This window comes from Nocardiopsis sp. NPDC058789, from assembly GCF_042745575.1.
Lineage (GTDB): Bacteria > Actinomycetota > Actinomycetes > Streptosporangiales > Streptosporangiaceae > Nocardiopsis > Nocardiopsis eucommiae.
This window is the reverse complement of the sequence record NZ_JBHYOW010000003.1, coordinates 221180-245190: the sequence shown is the minus strand read 5'-3', so window position 1 is coordinate 245190 and position 24011 is coordinate 221180. Positions and strand designations below refer to the sequence as shown.

Annotated in this window: 22 protein-coding genes; 13 read left to right on the top strand and 9 right to left on the bottom strand. The window is 72.8% G+C overall.

Annotation, left to right across the window (positions count from 1 at the left end):
- The first annotated feature begins 31 nt into the window (after positions 1–31).
- Positions 32–598 (top strand): TIGR03086 family metal-binding protein, encoded by a 567-nt coding sequence (locus ACFW3L_RS05290; RefSeq protein WP_378736609.1) that lies wholly within the window; start codon positions 32–34, stop codon positions 596–598.
- 54 nt (positions 599–652) lie between these two features.
- Here the strand turns inward: ACFW3L_RS05290 and ACFW3L_RS05285 are convergent, their stop codons facing one another.
- The gene (locus ACFW3L_RS05285) at positions 653–2059 is read right to left on the bottom strand and encodes a PLP-dependent aminotransferase family protein (RefSeq protein ID WP_378736607.1); all 1407 of its coding nucleotides are present in this window, start codon (positions 2057–2059) and stop codon (positions 653–655) included.
- Between the two features lie 37 nt (positions 2060–2096).
- Here ACFW3L_RS05285 and ACFW3L_RS05280 point away from each other — a divergent pair, with 37 nt between their 5' ends.
- Positions 2097–3098: a DMT family transporter gene (locus ACFW3L_RS05280; protein ID WP_378736605.1), complete on the top strand. Its 1002-nt coding sequence runs from the start codon at positions 2097–2099 to the stop codon at positions 3096–3098.
- A 6-nt stretch (positions 3099–3104) separates the two neighbouring features.
- Here the strand turns inward: ACFW3L_RS05280 and ACFW3L_RS05275 are convergent, their stop codons facing one another.
- Together ACFW3L_RS05275 and ACFW3L_RS05270 are read right to left on the bottom strand one after the other, a co-directional pair.
- Complete coding sequence (locus tag ACFW3L_RS05275; protein ID WP_378736603.1) at positions 3105–4733, bottom strand: BCCT family transporter; 1629 nt, start codon at positions 4731–4733, stop codon at positions 3105–3107.
- A 212-nt stretch (positions 4734–4945) separates the two neighbouring features.
- A complete protein-coding gene (locus ACFW3L_RS05270; protein WP_378736601.1) occupies positions 4946–5986 on the bottom strand; it encodes a LacI family DNA-binding transcriptional regulator in 1041 nt (346 codons plus the stop codon).
- A gap of 315 nt (positions 5987–6301) precedes the next feature.
- On the opposite strand from ACFW3L_RS05270, the gene ACFW3L_RS05265 reads away from it, so the two are divergent.
- From ACFW3L_RS05265 to ACFW3L_RS05240, 6 genes are all read left to right on the top strand, one after another.
- Positions 6302–7345: an extracellular solute-binding protein gene (locus ACFW3L_RS05265; RefSeq protein ID WP_378736599.1), complete on the top strand. Its 1044-nt coding sequence runs from the start codon at positions 6302–6304 to the stop codon at positions 7343–7345.
- Positions 7346–7461: 116 nt separating this feature from the next.
- Positions 7462–8256: an ABC transporter permease subunit gene (locus ACFW3L_RS05260; RefSeq protein WP_378736941.1), complete on the top strand. Its 795-nt coding sequence runs from the start codon at positions 7462–7464 to the stop codon at positions 8254–8256.
- Positions 8253–9014, top strand: coding sequence for an ABC transporter permease (locus ACFW3L_RS05255; RefSeq protein WP_378736597.1), 762 nt, complete (start codon positions 8253–8255; stop codon positions 9012–9014). The genes ACFW3L_RS05260 and ACFW3L_RS05255 overlap by 4 nt, the downstream gene beginning before the upstream one ends.
- A complete protein-coding gene (locus ACFW3L_RS05250; RefSeq protein WP_378736595.1) occupies positions 9011–10111 on the top strand; it encodes an ABC transporter ATP-binding protein in 1101 nt (366 codons plus the stop codon). Before ACFW3L_RS05255 ends, ACFW3L_RS05250 begins: the two co-directional genes overlap by 4 nt.
- Positions 10112–10172: 61 nt before the next feature.
- Positions 10173–10949 carry an MBL fold metallo-hydrolase gene (locus tag ACFW3L_RS05245; RefSeq protein ID WP_378736593.1) on the top strand — a complete coding sequence of 259 codons (777 nt, stop codon included), beginning with the start codon at positions 10173–10175 and terminating at the stop codon, positions 10947–10949.
- A 112-nt stretch (positions 10950–11061) separates the two neighbouring features.
- Entirely contained in the window at positions 11062–12414 is a 1353-nt protein-coding gene (locus ACFW3L_RS05240) for a carboxylesterase family protein (protein WP_378736591.1), read from the top strand.
- A 62-nt stretch (positions 12415–12476) separates the two neighbouring features.
- Here the strand turns inward: ACFW3L_RS05240 and ACFW3L_RS05235 are convergent, their stop codons facing one another.
- Positions 12477–12737 (bottom strand): PLDc N-terminal domain-containing protein, encoded by a 261-nt coding sequence (locus ACFW3L_RS05235; RefSeq protein ID WP_378736589.1) that lies wholly within the window; start codon positions 12735–12737, stop codon positions 12477–12479.
- Positions 12738–13086: 349 nt separating this feature from the next.
- Here ACFW3L_RS05235 and ACFW3L_RS05230 point away from each other — a divergent pair, with 349 nt between their 5' ends.
- Entirely contained in the window at positions 13087–14964 is a 1878-nt protein-coding gene (locus ACFW3L_RS05230) for a calcineurin-like phosphoesterase C-terminal domain-containing protein (protein ID WP_378736587.1), read from the top strand.
- 51 nt (positions 14965–15015) lie between these two features.
- Here the strand turns inward: ACFW3L_RS05230 and ACFW3L_RS05225 are convergent, their stop codons facing one another.
- On the bottom strand, positions 15016–15579 hold the full coding sequence (locus tag ACFW3L_RS05225) for a snapalysin family zinc-dependent metalloprotease (protein ID WP_378736585.1): 564 nt from the start codon (positions 15577–15579) through the stop codon (positions 15016–15018).
- A 365-nt stretch (positions 15580–15944) separates the two neighbouring features.
- Between ACFW3L_RS05225 and ACFW3L_RS05220 the strand changes: the two genes are divergently transcribed.
- Entirely contained in the window at positions 15945–16664 is a 720-nt protein-coding gene (locus tag ACFW3L_RS05220; RefSeq protein WP_378736939.1) for a class I SAM-dependent DNA methyltransferase, read from the top strand.
- Between the two features lie 413 nt (positions 16665–17077).
- Positions 17078–17401, top strand: a complete 324-nt coding sequence (locus ACFW3L_RS05215) for a hypothetical protein (protein ID WP_378736583.1) — start codon at positions 17078–17080, stop codon at positions 17399–17401.
- Here the strand turns inward: ACFW3L_RS05215 and ACFW3L_RS05210 are convergent.
- Both ACFW3L_RS05210 and ACFW3L_RS05205 read right to left on the bottom strand, forming a co-directional pair.
- Positions 17388–18008: a GNAT family N-acetyltransferase gene (locus tag ACFW3L_RS05210; RefSeq protein ID WP_378736581.1), complete on the bottom strand. Its 621-nt coding sequence runs from the start codon at positions 18006–18008 to the stop codon at positions 17388–17390. The two genes, ACFW3L_RS05215 and ACFW3L_RS05210, sit on opposite strands and share 14 nt — an antisense overlap.
- On the bottom strand, positions 18001–18624 hold the full coding sequence (locus ACFW3L_RS05205) for a TetR/AcrR family transcriptional regulator (RefSeq protein WP_378736579.1): 624 nt from the start codon (positions 18622–18624) through the stop codon (positions 18001–18003). The genes ACFW3L_RS05210 and ACFW3L_RS05205 overlap by 8 nt, the downstream gene beginning before the upstream one ends.
- Positions 18625–18756: 132 nt before the next feature.
- Here ACFW3L_RS05205 and ACFW3L_RS05200 point away from each other — a divergent pair, with 132 nt between their 5' ends.
- Both ACFW3L_RS05200 and ACFW3L_RS05195 read left to right on the top strand, forming a co-directional pair.
- On the top strand, positions 18757–19680 hold the full coding sequence (locus ACFW3L_RS05200) for a UTP--glucose-1-phosphate uridylyltransferase (protein WP_378736577.1): 924 nt from the start codon (positions 18757–18759) through the stop codon (positions 19678–19680).
- 41 nt (positions 19681–19721) lie between these two features.
- Complete coding sequence (locus tag ACFW3L_RS05195) at positions 19722–20282, top strand: AAA family ATPase (protein WP_378736575.1); 561 nt, start codon at positions 19722–19724, stop codon at positions 20280–20282.
- Here ACFW3L_RS05195 and ACFW3L_RS05190 read toward each other — a convergent pair.
- On the bottom strand, positions 20263–21615 hold the full coding sequence (locus tag ACFW3L_RS05190; RefSeq protein ID WP_378736573.1) for a PepSY-associated TM helix domain-containing protein: 1353 nt from the start codon (positions 21613–21615) through the stop codon (positions 20263–20265). The genes ACFW3L_RS05195 and ACFW3L_RS05190 overlap by 20 nt on opposite strands.
- A gap of 105 nt (positions 21616–21720) precedes the next feature.
- On the bottom strand, positions 21721–23979 hold the full coding sequence (locus ACFW3L_RS05185) for an ATP-binding cassette domain-containing protein (protein WP_378736571.1): 2259 nt from the start codon (positions 23977–23979) through the stop codon (positions 21721–21723).
- Positions 23980–24011: the final 32 nt, after the last annotated feature.

Here is a 24011-nt window from a genome sequence, read left to right as displayed (position 1 = left end):
CCGGAACGGCATCCGATCACGGGGAGACACCATGGCCGACCTGGCCGACCTGCACGGCACCGCGATGGCGGAGTTCGACCGCCGCGTCGCGGAGGTGGCCCTGACCGACTGGGCACGGCCCACCCCCTGTACGGACTGGGACGTGCACGACCTGGTCAACCATCTCACCACCGAACAGATGTGGGTCCCGTCCCTGCTCGACGGCGCGACCATCGAGGAGGTGGGGGACCGGTTCGACGGCGACATGCTCGGCGAGGAACCCGCCACCACCTGGTCCGTCGCCTCCAGGGAGGCCCGCACCGCCTGGCTGGCCCCCTCCTCACTGGAGCGGACGGTCCACCTGTCCTTCGGTGACGTCCCGGGCCGCGTGTACCTGTGGCAGATGACCTTCGACCTGGGGATCCACGCCTGGGACCTGGCCAGGGCGGTCGGCGCCGACGAACGGCTCGACCCCGCCCTGGTGGCGGAGCTCCTGGCCTGGGCCAGCGAGAACGCCGGGGTCCTGTCCGGGAGCTCCCTGTTCGCGGGGCCGGTCCCCGTGGACGACGACGCCGACCCCCAGACCCGCCTCCTGGCCCTGACCGGGAGGAGGGTGTAGGGCGTTCCCCGGACCCACCGAAGGGATCCGGGAGGCGGGGACCGAAGGGAGCCCTCAGCCGTGCGCCAGGGCCCGGCCCAGCACCCGCGCCCCCTCGGGGAAGGCACCGGGTCGGGGACCGGCGTAGTTGAGTCGAAGGTGGGGGCCGGTGGGTTCGGCGGGAAACCACTCGCCTCCCGGAGCCACGAGGACCCCCGCCTCCTCGCACTCACGGACGACACCGGAGAGGTCGGTGGCGTCCGGCAGCCGCAACCACAGGTTGAGCCCGCCCTGCGGGACCGCGTCCAGGTAGGCGGTGGGGGCGTGCTCCCGCAGGGCCTCGACCAGCAGGTCACGGCGGGCGGCCAGCTGTTGCCGCAACCCCCGCAGGTGGGTGCGCCAGGCGGGCTGGGTGACGACGTCCAGCGCCACCTCCTGCAACACCCCGCTGACGTACATGGCCTCGGCCTGGACGTCGGCGAGGACGCGTTCCCGGGCGGGGCCCCGGACGACCATCCCGGCCACGCGCACCGACGGGGACACGCTCTTGGTGAGCGAACGCAGGTACACCACGTGCCCGCCGTCGTCCCGCGCGGCCAGTGGGGTCGGCTCCGCGTCGATCCCGAGGTCGTGCGCCCAGTCGTCCTCCACCAGGAACGCGCCGTGGCGCCGCACGGTCTCCAACACGCGGTCGCCGAGGTCCGTGGACCATCGGGCCCCGGTGGGGTTGGCGAAGTTGGGCTGCGCGTACAGCACCCGGGCTCCGGTCCGTTCGAAGGCGCGGTCCAGCTCGTCCGGGTCCGGGCCGTCGGCCCCGCTCGGGATCGGGACCGCCTCCACGCCCGCACGCGCGGCGGCGCGGGTGGCGCCCCAGTAGGTGGGCGACTCGATCAGGAGCGGGCGTCCGGCACCGACCAGCGAACGGAAGACCGAACCCAGCCCGCTCTGGCTTCCCGGAAGCACGATCACGTCTCCGGCGGCGGGCGGTGTGACCCCCACGGGAGTGTGGGAGCCGAGGCCGTGGGCGAACCAGGTCTGGAGGTCCGGCAGTCCGGTGGTCGGGGGTCGGCTCACGGTCGCCTCACCCCGGGCGGCGCGCGCGAAGGCCGCGCGCACCAGGCGCTCCGGAAGCAGGTCCCGGTCCGGGTATCCCGAGTGGAGCGCGACCGCGTCGTTGGGCGGGGTGCGCAGCGCCGTGTTCAGGCCGGGGGAGTGGTGCCGTGGGGCGCCGAGAGCGGCGGTCTGCCAGCCGTAGTCGTGGGGTCGGGCGACCCGGACCGCGCGCACGAAGGTGCCCACGCCCGGGCGGCTCTCCACGACCCCCTGGGCGGCGAGTGTGCGCAGGGCCCGCTGCACCGTGACCGGACTCGCGGCGTACTGGGCCACAAGTGCGCGGGTGGAGGGCAGGCGGGCCCCGGGCGGCGCGCTGGCGATCCACGTGCGCAGCCCTTCGACGATGCGTGCACTGCTATCGTTGGACATGAGGATCAATAGTAGCGCTACTCTCGATCAGCCCCGGGTGCTATCCACGCGAACCGGGCTCTGGTGGGGGCTTCTCGGGGTCGGGGCCTTCTCCCTGACGGTGCCCCTCACCCGTGTGGCCGTGGCGGGCGGGACTCTGTCGCCCCTGTTCGTCGGCTCAGCTCGCGCTGTGGTCGCGGCCCTGTTGGCGGCCGTCGCGCTCACGCTCACCCGGCAGCACCTGCCCCGGGGTAACCAGTGGGTCCGCCTGGCCTTCGTCGCCGGCGGTGTGGTGGTCGGGTTTCCGCTACTCACCTCGTTCGCCCTCACCACCGCGTCGGCCAGCCACAGCGCGGTCGTGATCGCCCTGCTGCCCGCCGCGACCGCGGTGACGGCGGTGCTGCGCGGCCACGAACGGCCCCCGGTGTTGTTCTGGACCATGGCGGCGGTGGGCGCGGTCGCGGCCGTGGGATTCGCGGCCGTCCAGGGGGCCGGGGGCGGGCACGGCCTGGTCTGGTCCGACCTGCTCCTGCTCGGCGCGGTGGTCGCCGCCGCGATCGGCTACGCGGAGGGCGGTCTCCTCGCCCGCGAGCTGGGCGCCTGGCAGACCGTCTCCTGGGCGCTGGTGGTCGCCGCGCCGCTCATGATCGCCCTCTGCGGCGTCGCCGTGGCCCGGCAGCCGCCGAGCGGGACCCCGGCCGAGTGGGCCTCGTTCGCCTACCTGGCGGTGGTCAGTATGTACCTGGGGTTCTTCGCCTGGTACCGGGGGCTGGCGATCGGTCCCATGACCCGGGTGAGCCAGATCCAGCTCACCCAGCCCGTGATGACCCTCGGATGGGCCGCGCTGCTGCTCGGTGAGCAGCTGACCTGGCCCACGGTCCTCGGCGGGGCCGCCGTGGTGCTGTGCGCGACGGTCGCCGTCCGGGCCAGGCTGGGGCGGGTGTCCGCCGGGGCGCGCGGTTCCGCTGGCGGGGCCCGCGACCAGGACCGCGGGAACGCACGAGGGCGTCGAAGCCGGTCTCACCACCGGTCATCGACGCCCCGTGTGCCCCGTCGCTGACGGGCCCTAGCCGACGGTCACCCGCTCAGCCTCGGTGCCCTCGGTCCCGGCGGAGGACCCGGGCTCCTCGTCTTCCGACTCCGGGCGGGAGGCGGGAGAGGAGACGATCCCCTGCTCCACCGCCATCTCCCTGACCAGGCGCGGCGCGCTCCACAGCGTGGGCAGCAGGATCAGACCCACCGGCACGGCGGTCACCACGATGAACGACTGGAGTGCCTGGACCCCGTTGTCGCCCACGGTCAGCAGCGCGATGGCGGCGGCGCCCATGCCCACGCACCAGAACGCCCGCACCCACGGGATGGGCTCGCCCGCGCGCATGCTGGAGGACGAGATCGAGTACGACATGGCGTCGAGGGTGGCCGCGAAGAAGATGAGCGTCACGACCACCATGACCAGCGCCAGCACGGCGCTCATCGGCAGGGCCTGCACGATGGCGAGCGCTGCGGCGGGCAGGCCGTGCTCCTCGTACGGGCCGGAGATGGCCCCCGGGTCGCGCTGTTCGAGCCACAGACCGCTGCCGCCCAGCGCCGTGAACCACAGGGAGGTGATCACGGCGGGCAGTACGGTGGCGCCCACGTAGATCTGTCGGACCGTGCGGCCCTTCGAGATGCGCGCGATGAAGATGGCCATGATCGGGCCGTAGCCGATGAACCAGCCGAAGAAGAAGACCGTCCAGTAGCCGAGCCACTCGGTGTCGCCCCGGAAGAGCGCCATCGGCACGAACTCACGAACGTGCACGGCGCTGGCCTGGAGGAACAGGTCGACCACGAAGGGCAGGGAGGACAGACCGACGACGCACACGACCAGCGCCAGCGCGGCCCAGACGTTGATCCGGCTGAGCAGCTGGATGCCCCGGTCGAGACCGCTGAGCACCGACACGGTCGCCACGACTGTCAGACCCACGATGATCGCCACCTGGGTGCCGAACCCGGATCCGACCCCGAACATCTCGCCGCCGATGTAGGACATCTGGAGGCCGAGGAAGCCGATCGGGCCGACCGTTCCGGCGACCACCGCGACCACGCAGCTGATGTCCGCGACGGTGCCGATCCAGTGCGTGCGGATCCGGTCACCCATGACCGGCCACAGCAGCGTGCGGGGCCGCAGGGGCAGGCCCTTCTCCACGCCGCGCATCATCACCAGCGTGGCCAGCGAACCGCCGATCGCCCAGGCGGGGAAGCCCCAGTGGACGAAGGTCTGCGCGAGGGCGACCGAGGCGCCCTCCATGCCGCCCGCCGTGTCGGCGTACTGCGGCGGCGGGTCCACGTAGTGGGCGAGGGGCTCGGCGGCGGCCCAGAAGACACCGCCGGCGGCGAGCAGGGTGGTCAGGACCATGGCGACCCAGCGGAACCAGGTGAACGCGGGGGCGTCGGTCCCGCCCATACGTACCCGCCCGTAGCGGGAGAAGGCCAGCACCGTGGCGACGCCGACGGTGGCCAGGAGCAGGACCTGCCAGTAGGCGCCGAACCAGCGCGCCGACCACGCGAACGCCGTGTCGACGGCGGAGTTGACCCCGGCGGGGGCTATGAGCGCGGCCAGGACGAACGCGATCAGCAGGCCGCCGGAGACTCCGAGCACCCAGGGATCGGGACGTCGGCCGGTTTCGGGCACAGGTGTGCTCGGGGTGGAAGACATGGAGAAGAGGTTGCCCCTCAATCGGAAGCGCCCACCGGAGGCCCCGGTAGACCGGCCGAGTCTACGTGCGTTTGTCCAGGTTGGGCCCGAGACGCCGGGGTGCGACCCACCACGCTGGTGTGTGGCCGTGAACGCTTTCACGGTGTGGTCCCCGTCCGGGGACGCCGCGCTGGCCCGGTTCACGGCGTCTCTCCGGTCCGGGGGCTGGTGCGTCAGTCGTGGAGGAGGGCCACCGAGTTCCGCTCCACCAGGTGCACGGGAAGCCGCACACGGCGCCCCTCGGGGGCCTCGTCAGGGGAGACCAGCAGGCGCATGGCGTGGTCGCCCAGCAGCTCGCGATCCACCCCCACGGTGGTCAGGCCGGGGTCGAGCAGCTCCGAGGTGGCCAGGTCGTCGTGCCCGACCACGCTGAGGTCCCGGCCCACCCGGCTCCCCAGGGAGCGGGCGGCGGCGTACACGGCTGAGCCGAGGTAGTCGGAGTTGACCACGAACGCCTCGTGTCCTGCCGTCCCGCCACCGGCGGACGCGCCCACCCGCTCCACGACCATGCGGGCGACGCTGTCGTGGTCCAGCGGACAGCGCACCACCGTCCCGGCCAGCCCCCACTCCGCGCAGCGGCGGACGAACGCCTCCTCGCGCCCCCAGTCGGCGGCCAGGCCCTCGGGTGCCATGACCAGCGTGGGAGCACGGTGGCCCCGGGCACGCAGGTGCTCCAGCGCCAGGTCGACGGCTGCCCCGTCGTCCGGTCCCACCGTGGACAGCCGGTCGCCCTCGGGCGGCGCGGGTTCGGGCGTGCGGTTGAAGGCCACCACGGGCACGTCGGGGTGACGGGGGAGCCAGGCGGCCAGCGGACCGTGGCGGCCGATCGGGCTGATGGCCACCCCGCCCACCCCCTCGGCGGCGAGCCTGCGCAGCGCCGCGGCCTCGCGGTCCACGTCGTAGTCGGAACTGAGGATGAGCAGGAACGCGCCCTCCCGGTGCGCCCGCACCTCCATACCGCGCAGCACGTCGAGGAAGAAGGGGTTGCGCATGTTGCGGATGACCACGCCGTAGGCCGACCGCTGACCCGTGCGCAGCGCCCGCGCACGGCCGTCCACCTGGTAGTCGAGGTCGCTGGCGGCCCTGCGTACCCGTTCCACGGTCGCCGGAGCCACCCGGCCCTGGCCGTTGAGCGCGAAGCTGGCCTGGGCGACCGAGACCCCGGCCCTGGTGGCGACGTCGCGCAGGGTCACGCGCTTGCGGGAGGCGGGCATGGAGGTCCTTCCGAAGGGGAGGTGTCCGGCCATGATGCCGGACGTCGGCGGACGCTCCACGAGCGAGCGGGGCGGGCGGGAGCGGTGTCCACCGGGCGAACACGGCTCGTACCAGGGCCCGCGTCGGATGGTCGGCGGGCGGGTCGCCCGCGGCGGGGCGTCGGGATTGGCCGAGGGTTCCCGGGCCGTTGGCCCTCCGGACACCCGTCACGACCGCGCAGGTCACCCCTGTGGTGAATCGTTTCATCACGAAGCGCCCCCCGACCCACTCCCCGGCCCGCCGCCCGGGCCGCCCGACCACCCTTCGGAGCCCTCATGTCCCACCGACGCACGGCGCTCACCGGCGCCGCCGTGACCCTCTCCGTGCTGGCCCTGGCCTCGTGCGGGAACGTCGACGCCCCGCCGGGGTCGGCCTCGGGTGACGGCGGGGTCGTCATCACCTACAACTCGCCCTCCGAGTGGGGGAACTACGGCGAGGTCCTGCGCGCCTTCACCGAGGAGACGGGAGTCACCGCCCCGAACGACCCCAAGAACTCGGGGCAGGCCCTGGCCGCGCTCCAGGCGGAGAAGGGCTCCCCGGTCGCGGACGTCGCCTACACCGGTATCGCCTTCGGCGAACAGCTGGTGGAGGCGGGGGTCCTCCAGGAGTACGTGCCCGAGGGCGCCGACCAGGTCCCCGACGAGCTCCGTGACCCCGACGGCGCCTGGACCAGCGTGCACACCGGAACCATCGCGTTCATCGTCAACGAGGACCACCTCGACGGCGCCCCCGTCCCGCGCGGTTGGGACGACCTGCTGGACCCCGCGTACGAGGGGAAGGTCGGCTACCTCGACCCCACCCAGGCCGCCGTCGGCTACTCCGCCGCCACCGCCGTCAACGTCGCCCTGGGCGGCGACTTCGACGACTGGGGTCCGGGCCTGGACTACCTCAACGGCCTCAAGGACAACGGGGCCTCCACCTCCGCCCAGACCGCCACCGCCAAGGTCGCCCAGGGCGAGATCCCCATCCTCGTCGACACCGACTTCAACGGTTACAAGCTCCGCGACGAGGGCGCCAACGTGTCCGTCGTCATCCCCGAGGAGGGCTCGCTCCAGATCCCCTACATCGTCGGTCTGGTCGAGGGCGCCCCCAACGAGGACAACGGCCGCGCACTCCTCGACTTCTACTTCTCCGAGCGGGGCCAGGGCCTGTTCGCCGCCGGGTACATGCGCCCGGTGATCGGAGAGATGCCCGACGAGCTGGCCGACAAGGTGCTCCCGCCCGAGGAGTACGAGCGGGCCACCACCGTCGACTACGTCGAGCAGGGCCAGCGGCAGCAGGAGTTCATCGAGCTCTACCAGGACGAGGTCGGCTTCTAGTGCCCTCCCGTACCGCCGCCGGAGGTCGCGCGGCCGTCGTCACCGGTGCGGGCGTCGGACCCGCCACCCGCAGGGGCGCGCCGCACGCCCCCGCCTGGCTCGCCGCCCTCCCCGCCCTGGTCGTCATCGGACTGTTCAGCGCCTGCCCCGTCCTGGTCATGGTCGCCAACTCGCTCGGCCTGGGCCAGCCCCCGGCGGACGGCGGCCCCACACTGGAGCACTACGCTCGGGCCCTCGGCTCGGTGACCGTCCGCGAGGCGCTCCTGAACTCCCTGTACATCGCCGTGGGCTCGGTCCTGATCACGCTCTGCGTCGCGGTGCCCGTGGTGCTGCGCCAGGCGGACGACGACCGCGCGGGCCGCCGGGGCGGCGCCGCCACCGACGCCCTGCTCACCCTGCCCATCGCGCTGCCCGGCATCATCATCGGGTTCTTCGCGATCGTCCTCACCGGACGCACCGGGCTGCTCGGCCTGGCGTGGGACGGCTTCTCCGGGCTGGCCTACACCTTCTCGGGGCTCCTCATCGCCTACCTCTACTTCTCGCTGCCCCGCGTGCTGGGCCCGCTGCGCGGTGCCGCCGCCACCCTGGACCCCTCGCTGACCGAGAGCGCCCGCACCCTGGGCGCCTCCCGCCCGCGCGTGTTCCTCACCGTCACCCTGCCCCTGCTGCTGCCCGCCGCGATCGAGACCAGCGGCACCGCGATCGCGGTCGCCCTGGGCGGGTACGGCACGGTCGCCACCCTGTCCGAGGGGGTGCGGCTCCTGTCGCTCAACGTTGCCAACGAACTCACCACCGGGTACCGGCTCGCCGCCTCGTCCACCCTCGCGGTGATCCTCGCCGCGACGGCCGTGCTGGCTCTGGTCCTGGGCCGTGTCCTGGCCCGTGCCGTCCGCAGGGCGGTGGCCTCGTGACCCGACTCATCACTCGCCTGACCTGCGCGTTCGTGGTCATCCCGCTCCTGGCCACCCTCGTCGCCGCCACCAGCGTCGACTTCTCCCAGGGGCCCTGGGGAGGCGGCCTCACCCTGGACTGGTTCGCCCACGCCTGGCCGCCGCTGGCTCCGGTCATCGGCCGCAGCCTGGCCGTGGCGGCCCTGGTGGTGGTGCTGAACCTGGCCGTCGGCGGCCCCCTGGCCTGGTGGGTGGCCCGCCACCCCTCGGTCCTGACCCGCCTGACCGGCTACCTGGTGAACGTGCCGCTGGCCGTGCCCGGCATCGCGCTGAGCGTCGCACTGGTCGGCACCTACCCGATGCTGCGCCCCAGCGGTCTGCTGCTGGTCCTGGGCCACCTGGTCTTCACACTGCCGTTCACCCTCGCGGCCCTGGTGCCCGCGCTGGCCGACGACGAGCTGCGCACCAACGAGAGCGTCGCGCGCAGCCTCGGCGCCGGTGCGGTCCGTGTCCTGCGGACCATCACCGTCCCGGCCTGCCTGGTCGCCGTCACCCAGGCCGTGACGATGGTCTTCGCCCTGTCCTTCGGTGAGTTCAACGTCAGCTTCTTCGTCAACCCGCCCGCCACACCCACCGCGCCCTTCGCGCTGTTCGACTCCTACTCCACCCAGCGCCTCGAACTCGCCTCGGCGCAGTCGATGATCTTCGTGGCCTTCGTCGCGCCGGTACTGACCGCCATCGTCCTGGCCCGGCGCCGGGCCCCAGGGAGGACCCCGTGAGCACCCCAGCCGCCGTACCCACCACTGACCCCACGCCGACCGCCGTACGCCCGGCCGGGCTGACCGTGGACGACCTCACCGTGCGCTACGGCTCCACGACGGCGGTGGAGCACGTCTCCCTGGACGTGGCCCCGGCCGAGACGGTCGCCGTCATCGGCCCGTCGGGCTGCGGCAAGAGCACGACGCTGCGGGCCGTGGCCGGGCTGGTCCCCGTCGCGGAGGGGGCCGTCGGCCTGGCCGGGCGCGACATCACCGGCCTCAGCCCGGCCCGGCGCGACATCGGCCTCGTCCCACAGAACTACGCGGTCTTCCCGCACATGAGCGTGGCCGCCAACATCGGCTACGGGCTGCGCGCCCGTGGCACCGCGACGCCTCGCCGCGAGGAGCGGGTCAGGGAGATGCTGGAGCTGACGCACCTCTCCGACCTCGCCGAACGCCGCCCCGACCAGCTCTCCGGAGGGCAGCGCCAGCGGGTCGCCCTGGCTCGGGCGCTCGCCATCCAGCCCGACGCCCTGCTCCTGGACGAACCCCTGGCCGCGCTGGACCCGCAGCTGCGCGGGGGACTGCGCCGGGAACTGGCCGCCATGCTGGCCGCCACCGAGTGCGCCACCCTCATCGTCACCCACGACCAACGCGAGGCCCTGTCCCTGGGATCGCGGATCGCCCTGCTGCGTGACGGGAGACTGGTCCAGTTCGACACGCCCCAACGGCTCTGGGACGACCCGGTGGACGCGTTCGTCGCGGACTTCCTGGCCGGCGCGGTGCTCCTGGACGCCGAAGTCGCCGACGGGCACGCCGTGACCCTGGACGGACGCTGGCGGATCCCGGTCGGCGACCTGGCGGTGCGACCCACCGGGCACGGGGCCGTCCGGCTGCTGCTGCGCCACGACAGTCTCACGGTCACGGACGACGCGGACGCGGCGGCACTGCTCGCGGAGGTGACGCACTCGGAGTTCACCGGCGACGGCGTGCACCTCACCGTCCGGGCGGGGGAGCGCCTCCTGGGGGTCCGGGTGCCACCGGACGCCCGGATCGGCCGGTCGGTGTCGCTGGCGGTGGCCCCGGGGCGGGCCACCCTGCTCTCACCCCGGGCCTGAACGGACCCCGGCCCCGCCTCGCCCGACGACCACCGTCACCCCGCACCACGAGAGGAACACGATGCTGGAACTGGAGATCCTCGGATCGAACGCGACCGCCCCCACCAAGGAGGGACCCGCCTCCTGCTACCTGCTCCACACGGAGACCGGTCTGGTCCTGGTCGACGCCGGGCCCGGGTCGCTGCTCGCCTACTGTTCCCGGTACGGGCTCGACCAGCTGCGCGGGATCGTCGTGACGCACATGCACGCCGACCACAGCCTGGACCTCATGGCCTGGGCCTACCGGTGGACCTTCCCGGAGGTGCTGCCCCGCGTCCCGCTGTTCCTCCCGGAGGGCGAGGCCCACCGGGTGGCCGCCTTCGACGCGGTTTTCGGCATCCCCACCCTGCCGACCATGAACCAGCCCATCACGCAGTCCTTCGGGATCACGGCGATGCCGAGGGACGGCCGGACCGTGCACGAGGTGGACGGGGTGGCGTTCCGCTCGTTCGCGGCGCACCACAGCGTGCCCTCGGCCGCGCTGCGCTTCGAGGCACCGGACGGCCGTACCGTGGCGTTCTCCTCCGACACCGGCCACTGCGCCCCGGTGGCGGAGGCCGCCCGTGAGGCCGACCTGTTCGTGTGCGAGGCCACCTACCTGGAGGCGGATGAGCAGGCCCTGCACGGACACGGCCACCTCACGGCCCGGATGGCGGGGGAGCTGGCCGCCGAGGCCGACGCGCGCCACCTGGTGCTCACCCACTTCGCCAGCCCCGCCGACTGGGACGAGGGCCGCCGACACGCGCGGGAGGCCTTCGGGGGGAGGGTCAGTGTGGCCGTCCCCGGGAGCCGGTTCTGAGCCGACGCTCCCGCCGCGTCCGACTCCGGAGGTCGGTGTGGACTATCCTCGCGTCGGGTGTCGCACCTCCGAACGCGGTGTCGACGGCGTGCCCCGCACCAGGATGGGAACCATGACTGAACAGACCTCCGTCGCCCGGGACGAGCTCCGCCGCGTCGAGACCCCGACCGGACCCGTCGTCGGCGTGGTGCGGGGCGAGGTGGTCCGCGCGCTCGGCGTCCCCTACGCGCGCGCCGAACGGTTCGCGCCGCCCCGGCCCGTGCCGCCGTTCACCGAGCCCTTCCAGGCCACCCGGCCCGGACCCGCCTCACCGCAGCTCACCTCCAAGGTGGTCTCGGCGGCGGTCGACGGGGTCTCGGTGGGCCGCCACGACGAGGACTGCCAGCGGCTCTCGGTCACCTTCCCCGCTGACGTCACCGAGGACGAGCGCCTGCCCGTCATGGTGTGGATCCACGGCGGTTCCTATGTCACCGGAGCCGGGGACATGGAGATCTTCGACCCCACCCGGCTCGTCACCGAGCAGCGCGTCATCGTCGTGGCAATCACCTACCGGTTGGGGGTGCTGGGCTACCTGCGCCTCGGAGACACCGCCCCCGCCAACCTCGGCCTCCTCGACCAGATCCAGGCGCTGCGGTGGGTCCGGGCCAACATCGCGGCTTTCGGCGGCGACCCGGAGCTGGTCACCCTCTTCGGTCAGTCCGCCGGAGGCGACGCCGTCGCCCACCTCATGATCAGCCAGGGCGCCGAGGGTCTGTTCCGTCGCGCCGTGGTCCAGAGCGCCCCGCTGGGCATCATCACCGGACGGTCCCGGATGTCCGAGGCCATGGGGCGGGCCGTCGGCGTGCCCGACCCGGAGGCCAGCGCCGCCGACCTGGTCGCCCTCGAAGAACGGGCGAGTGCCGCCGCCAAGGGGCACGGCCTGGCCAGCGCCATGCCGTTCGGCACCCAGTACGGGCACGCACCCCTGCCCGCCGAGACCCTCCGGCTCCGCGCCTGGGAAGCGGCGGCCCCCGGGATCGACCTGCTGATCGGGGCGACCAGCGAGGAGACCGGGCTGTTCGCCGAGTTCCTTCCGCCGATCCAGCGCCTGGCCGCCCTGCCCCTGGCCGGCCCGGTCCTGCGCCGGATCCTGGTGTGGGCCACCACGTACCGCATCTACACGGGTCCGACCAAGCGCTTCGCCCGTCACCACCGCAGGTCCGGCGGCAGGGCCACCCGCTACACCGTCACCTGGCGGCCGGAGGGCAGCCCCTACGGCGCCGCCCACATCGTGGACCTCCCCCTGCTGCTCGGCAACCGGGAGGCCTGGGAGAACACCAGGCTCGTCGGCCGCACCGGCTGGGCGGAGCTCGACCGGCGCGGCCGAGCGGTGCGGCGGGTGTGGGCGGACTTCGCCCGCACCGGGGCGGTCTCCGCGAGCAGCGCCGAAGCCGCCACGGAGAGCCTCACCGTGCACCGTTCCTGACCCCCGACACGAGGACGGGCCCGAGCCCCGGACGGTGGCTCGGGCCCGTGCGCGGCGGAGGGTCAGCGGTACCCGTACTGCTGGGCCGGAACCCGGTTCCGTCCGATCAGGAACCACAGGATCGCGCCGATCAGGGGCGCGAGGAAGACGAGGATGATCCAGACGAGCTTCATGGGGACGTCCAGCCGGGAGAACAGGATGCTGAACACGGCGGCGATGATGAGCACGATCGCCGCCAGACCCACCAGCAGGGCGCCGATCATGAGAACCAGGGCGATCCCGGTCTCGGGGGTCATCGACTCGAACAGGTTCAGCAGTGTCATCGCGGGACTCCTCAGTCTCTTCCGGGGTCCGGCCCCCGTCGTGGTGCGGGACCGGACCCCCTGGCTACGTACTCCACGCTAGGCCCGCCGCACCCTCCCGGACATCCACCTGCGGGACGCTCCGTCGTGTCGCCTAAGAAGACGACACGCGGCCCCGGGTGGGCCCTTTGGTGGAGGGTCCGTACCGACTTTCGTCGGGGGTGCCCGGTCACCGAGTGAGACCAGCCGTCACCGAACCGTGGGTGTCCGTTCGCTGGGGCCTGTGCCCGCGTTCAGCCGTGTCGAGGAAGGTGGCGTTGGTCCGGTCCCCCGACCGGACAGGTCCCCTCACGTATCGGAGAGCAACCGCATGCTCACGACACACACCCCCACCGAACACACCCGCCGCGGCCTCCGCGCCGCGCTGACCGCCTCGACGGTCGTCGCCCTCACCGCCTCCCTGACCGTGGCGATCGCCCCGGCCGTGGCGGCGCCCGCGAACGACGGGGACGACTCCGTCTACCGAGGCGGGATCGAGGTCGTCCGCACCCCCGCCGACGCTCCCGACACCCCGCTGCTCCACGGAACGGTGTTCGTCGACACCGACCGCGACGGCGCCAGCGAGGGCGAGACCGGCCTCGCCGGTGTCGTGGTCACCAACGGCCGCGACGTGGTCCGCACCGACGACCTGGGCCGGTACGAGCTGCCCGCGTTCGACAACATGACCGTGTCGATCACGCAGCCGTCCGGCTACCAGGTGCCGCTGGACGAGCACAACGTCCCGCAGTTCCACTACAACCACCTGCCCGAGGGCTCCCCGGACCTGCGCTACGGCGGCATCGAGCCCACCGGCCCACTGCCGTCGGAGGTCAACTTCCCCCTCGTGGAGAGCGAACTGACCGCCGCCGAGGAGCAGAGCTGCGTCATCGCCGGTGACCTCCAGACCTATGACCGGCAGGAGATCGAGTACGCGCGCGCCGGGGCCATCAAGGACCTGTCCGAGCGGGACGACTACGCGGGCTGCGGCACGCTCTTCGTCGGTGACGTCGCCGGTGACGACCTGTCGCTCTACCCCGACATCAGGGAACTGGTCGCCGAGACCAACGGGCCGGCGCGCTTCCTGCCCGGCAACCACGACCTCGACTTCGACGCCCCCGGCGCGGAGCACGCCTTCGACACCTTCCGCTCGGCGCTGGCCCCCGCGTACTACTCGTACGAGGTCGGTGACGCGCACGTCGTGGCCCTGAACACCGTCGACTACCCCTGCACGGCGGCCGACGACAGCCCCGAGGGCATCGAGGAGCACTGCGCCCCCGACGGCCGGGCGTCCTACAACGGCCGGATCAGCGACGACCAGCTCACCTGGCTCGAACAGGACCTGGCCCACGTGGACGAGGACAAGCTGGTCGTCGTGGCGGGCCACATCGGACTGCTCAACTACGCCGACGAGGGCTCCCCGGTCCACCAGGTCGACCAGGTCGCGCGGGTCCACGAACTCCTCGAAGGCCGTGAGGCCGTCGCGGTGGCCGGACACAGCCACAGCATCGAGAACCTGCGGACGGGCGACGACGTCGAGGGCTGGCGGGAGCTCTTCGGGATCGAGGGTCTGCCCTTCCCCCACCTCACGGTGGGCGCGATCTCGGGTGACTGGTACTCCGGCGAGGTCGGTGAGGACGGATACCCCACGGCCCTCGGCCGTGACGGCGGGCGCCCGGGCGTGGTGACCCTCGACATCGAGGGCAACCAGTTCCGGGAGCGCTACACCGTCACCGGCGAGCCCGACGACGTGCAGACCCAGCTCGGTCTGAACAGCCCGACCTACCGCGCGTGGTACACCGAGCGCCGCGAGTGGAACTCCGACCCCGTCGGTGACGCTCCCGAGCTCGCGGAGCCACTGGTGGTCGGCGCCGAGGACCTGGCGGGCGGCACCTGGCTGACCACCAACCTCTTCCTCGGCTCCACCGGCGCCACCGTGGAGGTCAGCCTCGACGGAGCCCCCGCCACGAAGGCCGAGCGCACCCAGCGGCTCCGTGGTGAGGGCGTCAACGTCGGCGCGGAGTACTCCGACCCCCACGCCGTCGCCCAGCAGCTGGTCCACGGCGGCAGTGTCGCCGACCGCACCATGCACCTGTGGCGGTTCGACCTGCCCGAGGACCTCGAGACCGGTGGGCACACCGCCGAGGTGACCGCCACCGACGTCCACGGACGCACGTTCACCGACACCCTGGAGTTCGAGGTCGTGGAGTAGCCCGAGCGACAGGAGGAGGGCCGGCGCGACAGCGCCGGCCCTCCCGTGTTCCTAGTGGCGGTCGACCAGGAGCTGTCCGTCAGCGACTTGCTGACCGGCGAGCCCGCCACCGTAGTTGGCCTCGACCCGCGCCTGCTCGGAGGCGTTGGGCTGGGCGTTGGTGCAGCCCACCCCGCCGGTGGAGCCCGACATCAGGGAGGAGCAGGGGCCGGGCTTGGCGTCGGGCAGACCCAGGCTGTGGCCCAGCTCGTGCGCGGCGATCCGCAGCGGGTCGTGGCCCTCGGCGGTGCCCTGGCGGCCCATCCAGACGGTGACCTGACCGCCGGGACGCACCGGCCCGAGGTGGGCGCGGGGCCAGCCGTCGTCGGCGATGACACGGATCTCTGCGCGCTGCCCGGCGGAGGCGGGCTCCAGACGGACGTTGTCGACGCTGGAGTTCCACACGTCGACGGCCGAGGCGACGACGGAGGTGAACTCGGCGGCCTGGCTGGAGTCGTAGTAGAGGACGGTGGGGTTCTGGGACTGCTCGGCGGCGCTCGCCGTGACGGTGCCCGCCAGCGTGAGTGCCAGTGCGCTCAGCGCGACCAGGAGGGGTGTGAGGACGCGTCTCAGCATGGGGTCTCCCTGGGGTGAGGGTGCTGATGATCTTCGTGACCCGGTGGGGCCGCGCTGATGCTATGCGTAGTGACATAGGACCACAAGGAGGGCAGAACGCTAAGATTCCGCAGTGGGAAGCCGGTCGCGGGACCGTTCCGCGTCCGGGCGGGCCGCGAGGTCGACCGGATGCGCGGTCACCGCCTCCGGATCCCCGCCCCGGAGGCCGCTGACCGGGACGCGGATCCCCGACGTGCTGGGGATCCGGACCCGAAATCCCCTGGCGCTCGGCCGCGGACCGGCGCTACCGTGCCCGGATGACTGACGCTGAACCGGTACCGGAGCCCCGCGCACCGTCCGCCCCGTCCCCGGTGTGGGACGCCGAGATGGCGCGTTCCTACGACACCCCCGGTGAGGGGATGTTCGCGCCCGAGGAGGTGGATCCCGCCGTGGCGGCGCTGGCCGCGCTCGCGGGGAACGGCGGGGCCCTGGAGTTCGCGATCGGCACCGGGAGGATCGCGGTGCCCCTGGCGGCCCGGGGCGTCCCGGTCACCGGAGTCGAGCTTTCCCCGGCGATGGTCGAGCGGCTGCGCACCAAGGCCGACGAGGCGACCATCCCCGTGGTGGTCGGTGACATGGCCACCACGAGGGTCCCCGGCGACCACTCGCTGGTGTACCTGGTCTACAACACGATCTCGAACCTGCTCACCCAGGCCGAGCAGGTCGAGTGCTTCCGCAACGCCGCCCGCCACCTCGGGCCCGGCGGACGGTTCGTGGTGGAACTGGGCGTGCCCAGCCTGCGGCGGCTTCCTCCCGGCCAGGACGGCCTGGTGTTCGCCCACCGCGACGGGTACGTGGGGCTGGACACCTTCGACCTCGAACACCAGCACCTGGTCTCGCACCACATCCGGTTCGAGAAGGGCGGCGAGCCCAGCGTGATCCGCGTGAAGCAGCGGTACGTGTGGCCGTCCGAACTCGACCTCATGGCGCAGATGGCCGGTTTCGAGCTGGAGTCCCGGCACGCCGACTGGAAGGGCGCCCCCTTCACCGGTGACTCCCGCTCGCACGTGTCCGTCTACCGGCTGCCGGAACGGGAACGGGCCTAGGGGCGGTCCTGGCCACTCGCCGTACTCCGGGGTGAACACGTCGGTTCGGCTGGAGGGCCCACTCGGCCGTCATCACCGGGACGGGGTGCGGACCTTCGGGCGGGAGGCGGGCGTTCCGTGGCCACGGGCGCCGCGCTGCGCCGACTCCGCGAGGAGGGGTCGTCGTCACCGGAACCGGGGCCGGTCACCCGAGTGTCGAGCTCATCTCCGGGACGTGGGCGCGGGTGCGGGCCCGCCGGGTGCCAGGCGCGGGTGCCGGGTCACCAGGGTGTCCGGTTCTGCGCCCCCTGGACTCTCTGAGGGAGTTGTCCACAGCCGGGAACCCCGCGCTTGTGGCCCACGCACCCGCCGCGCAGACTGGGATCGGGGGTGACCACGCCCCTCCTCGCCCCCTCTGACCAGTAGGGACGTCCATGCCGGAACCCCTCTTCGCCACGCACGCCTGCCTCGACGCCATCGTCCTGTACACCTCCCGGGCGCAAGAGTGCCGGGACTTCTACAACGCGCTCGGCCTCGCCTTCGGTGAGGAGCCCGGCCCGGACGGGCCGAGGCGCTACTCCAGCAGGCTTCCCCTGGGGCCGGTCCTGGAGATCCACCCGGCCCCCGACGTTCACCGGGCCGGTGACCTCAGGCTGAGCCTGGCCCTGGACGTGACGGAGACCGACCCGCCGCTCTCCCGGGGCGAGCACCTGCTGACCGACCCCGACGGCCGCAGGGTGGACGTCACGGTCCTGTAGTGCGCCTCATGGACACGTAGGCGTCGAACCCGCTCCACCGGGCGTGCCTGGTCGGGTTCCGCCTGTACTCACGGAAGCCGAGGTGTTCGTAGAGCCCGAGGGCGGGCGCGTTGTTGTCCTTGATGTCCTCCAGCGTGTACTCGTCGTACCCGGGCAGGGCGAGGAGGTGGTTCAGGACCGCCTTGGCGGCGCCCCGGCCCCGGAAACGCCGCGCGCTGGCGACGAAGCCGATCTCGGCGCGGCCCGGTCGGGACGTGGCGGTGCCACCCTGGAAGTGCGTTCGGAAGACCCGGTCCGCGATGGTGCCCTTGACCAGGCCCAGGTGCCCGCGCAGCGTGCGGGCGTCGTGGTCGATCGCCTCCTGGTCACCCTCGGTGAGGCTGGCCAGCGCCGCCGGTCGGCCGTCGATCAGCGCCACGTGGAAGCGCTCCAGCACCAGCATGTGCTCGACGGCCTCGGTGAGTCGGGCCGGATCCCTGGCGAAGTACGCCAGGTCGTCACCGAAGCCTTCGACGAACACCTCCGCGATCGCCCTCCGGTACTCCTCGCCCAGCTCGTCGCCGCGTCTGACCTCGATCCGCATCGTTTCCCCGCTTCCGTCAACCATCGTTTCCCTCCTTGAGGAGCAGACCCATCACCGTGGACGTGCTCGGCAGCACACACCGCTCGCCCAGGGCGGACCGCATCGTCACCAGACCGTCCAGCAGGGCGAAGTAGCAGGACGCCAGCTCGTCGGCGGGGCCGGGGCGCAGCGCCCCGCGGGACTGCCCGCGCTCCACCAGCTCCACGGTCGCGCCGAGGAGCTCCGAGTTCCGGCTGACCAGTGCGGCCACGGCGGGGGCGCCTCCCTCAGGGGAGTTGCCCTGGGTGAACGCCTGGTGCATGAGCTGGAAGAACTCGACGAAGTCCCCGGTTCCGGCCAGATCGGATAGGAACTCCTCCGTGAACGCCCGCAGGGACTCCACGGGGTCGCCGGGCCCCCGGAACAGGGCGACGACCTCGCCCATGCCGGTGGCGGCCTCGGTGACCAGGTCCTCGAACAGCTCCTCCTTGGTGGTGAAGTGGCGGTAGATGGAGCCGGTACTGATGCCCGCCTCCTCCGCGATCCGCCGCATGTTCACCGCCGCGAACCCCTGGCGCGCGAACAGCCGAACCGCGGCGGACCGCACCCGTTCCCGGGTCGCGGCGCGCATCGCCTCGTGCTGTTCCGGAGTCCGTGGCATCGACCCTCCTGTTTTTGAATGAACACATGTTCATTCTATACCCGAGGTGCACCGGCCCTGTCCTCCGTGCCCGCCGACGTCCGCGCGGATACGATCGGCCTCCACCGCACCTGCCACGACCAGGGGAGACACATGACCAGGACGATCCGACGCGCCGTGATCCCCGCGGCCGGTATGGGTTCGCGGTTGCTGCCGCTCACCAAGGCCACGCCCAAGGAGATGCTCCCCGTCGGTGACAAGCCGGTCATCGAACACACCGTCCGCGAACTCGTGTCCTCCGGCATCACCGACATCACGATCGTCGTCTCCGGTGGCAAGTCCCTCATCCAGGACCACTTCCGCCCCGACCCGACCCTGGTCGCGCGGCTGCGTGGCGACGGAAAGCAGGAGTACGCCGACGCCGTGGAGGAGGTCGCCGAACTGGCTCGCCTGGGGCACATCACCTATCTGGACCAGCACGGTCCCTACGGCAACGGCACCCCGGTCCTCAACGCCTACCGGGACGCCCGTGACGAGCCGACGCTCGTCCTGTGGCCCGACGACGTCTTCGTCGCGGAGGTCCCCCGGGCCCAGCAGCTCGTGAGCGCCTTCGAGCGCACCGGCCACCCCGTGCTGGCCCTCATGCCCATGGACAGGGAGGAGTCCCGCCGCTACGGGGTCCCCCGCGTGGCGGAGGACCTCGCCGACGGGCTCCTGCGCATCTCCGGACTGGTCGAGAAGCCCAAGCCCGAGGACGCGCCCTCCGCCTACGCCGCGATCGGGGGCTACGTGGTCACGCCCGACGTCGTCGCCCAGCTGCGCGCCCAGACCGAGCGTTGGTTCACCCACCGCACCGGCGAGATCTACCTGACCGACGCCATCAACGCCCACGCCGCCGATCACCCGGTCTACGGTCAGGTGATCCAGGGGCGCTGGTACGACACCGGCAACCCCGCCGACTACCTGGTCGCCCAGTTCGCGTCCGCCCTGGCCCACCCCGAGTACGGTCCGCTGCTGCGCCGCCTCGCCGCCGACCCCGTCCCGTCCGTACGACCGGACGCGGAATCCGCCGGGTGACCGGCCCCCGGCCTGGGCCCGGCCGCGCGTAGCATGCGCGCATGCTGCTGCACATCAACGGACCCTTCGGCGGAGGGAAGACGACCACCGCCGAACTGCTGGTCGAACGCGTGCCCGACAGCCGTCTCCTGGACCCGGAGGAGATCGGCTTCATGCTCCGTCACCTGCTGCCCGACCACCCCGGAGACTTCCAGGACCTGCCGCCCTGGCGCGCCCTGTTCGCCACCGTCGCAGCCCAGGTGCACGCCTTCACCGGCCAGACCCTCATCGTCCCGATGAGCGTCCTCCGCCGGGAGTACGCGGAGGAGATCCTCGACGGCCTGCGCGTCGAGGAGATCGAGGTCCGCCGGGTCCTGCTGCGGCCGGACCGTGCCGTCCTGGAGGCGCGCGTCGCCGCCCACGACGTCGCCCCGGACCACCCCGAGGCCAACGAGGGCGCCCGGGCCTTCCGGCGGTCCAGGATCGACCCCTTCTACCGGGCCGACCGGGAGTGGCTGGGCGCGTGGGCGGACCTGGCCGTGGACAACACCGACCTCGGCCCGGCCCAGGTGGTGGACCGGGTGCTCCAGCGGTTCCCCGAACTCACCCGGAACCGGACCTGAGCCGCCGGGCGCCCTCGGAGAACCGGCCGACCAGGACGTCGACCACCAGGAAGACCAGCAGCGAGACCCCCAGCACGGGCAGGGCCAGACCGACCCCCGCGCAGGTCAGAACGACCGCCACCCTCAGGGGCCAGGACAGTGCCAGGAACGAACCGCGCTGGTAGGGCCGCCCCAGCCCCCAGGCGCCGCCGCGCGTGGGCCTGCGCTGCCACCACATGCGGTAGCCCAGGACGATCACCCAGAGCAGCCCGCCGCAGACCGCCGTGAGGACGAGCTGGTTGGGTACCCCGAACAGCAGGCCCATGTGGGCGTCCACGCCCCAGCGGCTGAGTTTGGCCATCAGCGGGTGGTCCTCGAAGCGGACGACGTCCACGACCTCGCCCGTGTCCTGGGCGACGGCGACCGAGTCCGCCTGGGTCGGCCAGGAGCGTTCGAGCTGGGTGACCACGTAGGGAGAGGTGTGGTCGGAGGGCAGGTCGACGGTGACCCGGCCGTCGAGTCCGGCCTCCCGTGCGCTGGCCAGGACCTCGTCCGGGCCGACGTCCACACCGGGGCTGGCGGAGGGGACCTCCGTGGACGCCGCCGGAGTGGTCCAGGACATCCGTTCACGCAGGTCGGAGATGTTCGACCCCGCGTACTGGGACCAGGTCAACCCGGTGGCGGACAGGAACAGCAGCCCCAGAAGGACCCACGCCCCCACCGTGGCGTGCAGGGAGACCGAGCGTGCCCGGCCCGACCGCTGACGGCCGCGCCGACGCCGGGCCACCCACAGGGCCAGGCCGCCCAGGGCGACCACCCCGAGCCAGCTCGCGGCGAGCTCGCTGTACAGCCGGCCGACCTCCCCCAGGTGCAGTTGCCGGTGGAGCAGGTCGATCCAGGTGCGCACCGGCAGCGCCCCGCTGGTCCCGTAGCTCTCGGACACCCCCAGGACCTCGCCCGCGTGGGGGTCGACGAACACCGTCGTGCGCGCCCCGTTGCCGCTCTCGGCCAGGTCCATCAGGACCCATGTGGAGTCCTCCGGGGTGGTGGCCGGGCGCACCGAGTGGACGCTGGCGTCGGGCGCCTCCGCGCGGGCGATCCGCACCTGTTCGGCCAGGGGCAGGGACCCCTCGGAGGCGGGGACGCGCAGCTGGTCGGCGTACAGCACCTGCTCGACCTGGGGTGTCCACACGTACAGCAGCCCGGAGACCGTCGCCACCAGGAGGAAGGGCGCCACCAGCACGCCCGCGTAGAAGTGCAGCCGCAGTACGAGCGGCCTGAGCTGCTGCCACACGCCCGTCCTCGGCGGGGGTGTTCCGTCCTCGGTCACGGGTCTCGTGCTCGCCGGGTCCATGGATCTCCTCCGCCGTCGCCGTTCCGGTCGACACTGACGTCGTTCGGAGGGGTCCGTGAGTTCCCGCGACTTACGAACCGGTCGTGGGAACCCGGGGGGCGGGCGTCACCCGGACAGGTGGGCGCGCAGGGCGTCGGCGGTGGCGCCCCTCCCCGCGTCGGCCATCCGCGCGGGCGTTCCCTCGAACACGACCCGGCCGCCCTCGTGTCCGGCTCCGGGGCCGAGGTCCACCACGTGGTCGGCGGCGGCCACCACGTCCATCCGGTGCTCGACGACCACCACCGTCGCGCCCGCGTCCACCATGCCGTCGAACAGGTTCACGAGCCCGGCCACGTCACCGCCGTGCAGGCCGGTGGTGGGTTCGTCCAGCACGTACAGCCGTGCGGGCTCCGCCAGCTCGCGGGCCAGCCGGAGGCGCTGCCGCTCCCCGCCGGAGAGCGTGGTCAGGGACTGCCCCAGCCGTAGGTAACCCAGCCCGACCCGTTCCATACGGTCCAGCGACTCCGCGACGGGCCCCGCGAGGACCTCCCGGGCGCGCGCCGCCGTCAGCGCCAGCACCTCCGCGATGGTGCGGCCGTCCAGGGTGTACGACAGCGCGCGGTCGTTGAACCGCAGCCCGCGGCAGCGCTCGCACTCCGTCTTGACGTCGTCGAGGAAGGCGAGGTCGGTGATGATCACCCCGCGTCCCCGACAGGTCGGGCAGGCGCCCGTGGAGTTGGCGCTGAACCAGCCGGACGCCACCCCGTTGGCCCGCGCGAACAGCGCGCGCAGGGTGTCCTGGATCCCCAGGTAGGTCACGGGGGTGGACCGGGGTCCGCCGTGCAGGGAGCCCTGGGTGAGCACCACCGCGTCCGGGCGCACCCGGGGCAGTTCCCCATGGGCGAGTGAGCTTTTGCCCGACCCCGCCACCCCGGTCACGGCCGTCAGCACCCCGGTCGGAACGGACACGTCGATCCCGCGCAGGTTGTGCAGGCGGGCGCCGCGAACCTCCACCGAACCGTCGGGGGTGCGGGTGCGGGACCGTACCGAGCGGGGTCGGCGCAGGTAGCGGCCGGTGGGGGTGGGCGCTCGGCGGAGCCCGGCCACGGGGCCCTCGTAGACGACGCGGCCGCCCTCGTGTCCGGCTCCGGGGCCGAGGTCCACCACGTGGTCGGCGGCCTCGATCACGTCCGGGTCGTGTTCGACCACCAACACCGTGTTGCCCTTGTCGCGCAGGCGGCGCAGCAGAGCGGTGAGCCGGTGCACGTCGGCCGGGTGCAGCCCGGCACTGGGTTCGTCGAGCACGTAGGTCAGGCCGGTCAGCGCGCCCCCCAGGTGCCTTACGAGCCGCACGCGCTGGGCCTCGCCACCGGACAGCGTGGCCGAGTACCGGTCCAGGCTGAGGTAGCCCAGGCCCACCTCCTCCAGCCCGCGCAGGCGCTCCAGGAGCGCGGAGGTCACCGGGGCCACCCGCGGGTCGTGGATCGCGGCGATCTCCGGGACGAGCCGGACGACCGGCAGGGCGGAGAGGTCCGCGATGTTGTGCCGACCGATCCGGCAGGCCAGCGCGGCCGGGTTCAGCCGCGCGCCCCCGCAGGCGGGGCAGGGGCCGCGCCACACCACCCGTTCCAGTTCGTCCCTGTCCCTCGCGTTGACCGACGTCGCGTCCAGCAGGCTGCGGGTGATGCGGGGGACCACCCCCTCGAAGACGCCGCTCGCCGGGAACTCCGGGTCCGGGTCCGTGAGCCTGACCCCCTCGGCGTGCAACAGCAGGTCGCGTTCCCGGGCGGTGTAGCGGCCCACCGGTTTCTCCCTGTCGAACAGTCCGGCGTGCACGTAGCGCTTCCACCGCCAGGTCCCCGGCGCGAAGGTCCGGAGTCGGATGGCCCCCTGGTCCAGGGAGAGGCCGTCGTCCAGCAGGGCGTCGGCGTCGATCCGGCGGAGCGTGCCCAGGCCCTGGCAGTCCGGGCACATACCGCCGGGGTCGTTGAAGGAGAAGGCGGGCGAGTACCCGGTCCAGGGCCGACCGATCCGGGAGAACAACAGGCGCAGGAGCGGTGCGAGGTCGGTGGCGGTGCCCAGGGTCGAGCGCGCGTTGCCACCGAATCGCCGCTGATCCACGGCGACGGTGACGGTGAGGTTCTCCCACCGGTCGGCGTCGGGCACGCCCAGGTGGGCCATCCGGCTGCGGGTGAAGCTGTCGTGGGCCTCGTTGAGCTGGCGCTGCGCCTCGGCGGCGATGGTGCCGTACACCAGGGAGGACTTGCCCGATCCGGACACGCCGGTGAAGACGACGAGTCGCTCCCGGGGCAGGGTCAGGTCCACCCCGCGCAGGTTGTTCTCGCGGGCTCCGGTCACGGTGATGCCCGTGGTCGTGGTGCTCATGGCCGTCACACTAAGTCGGATTGTGGTCAGAA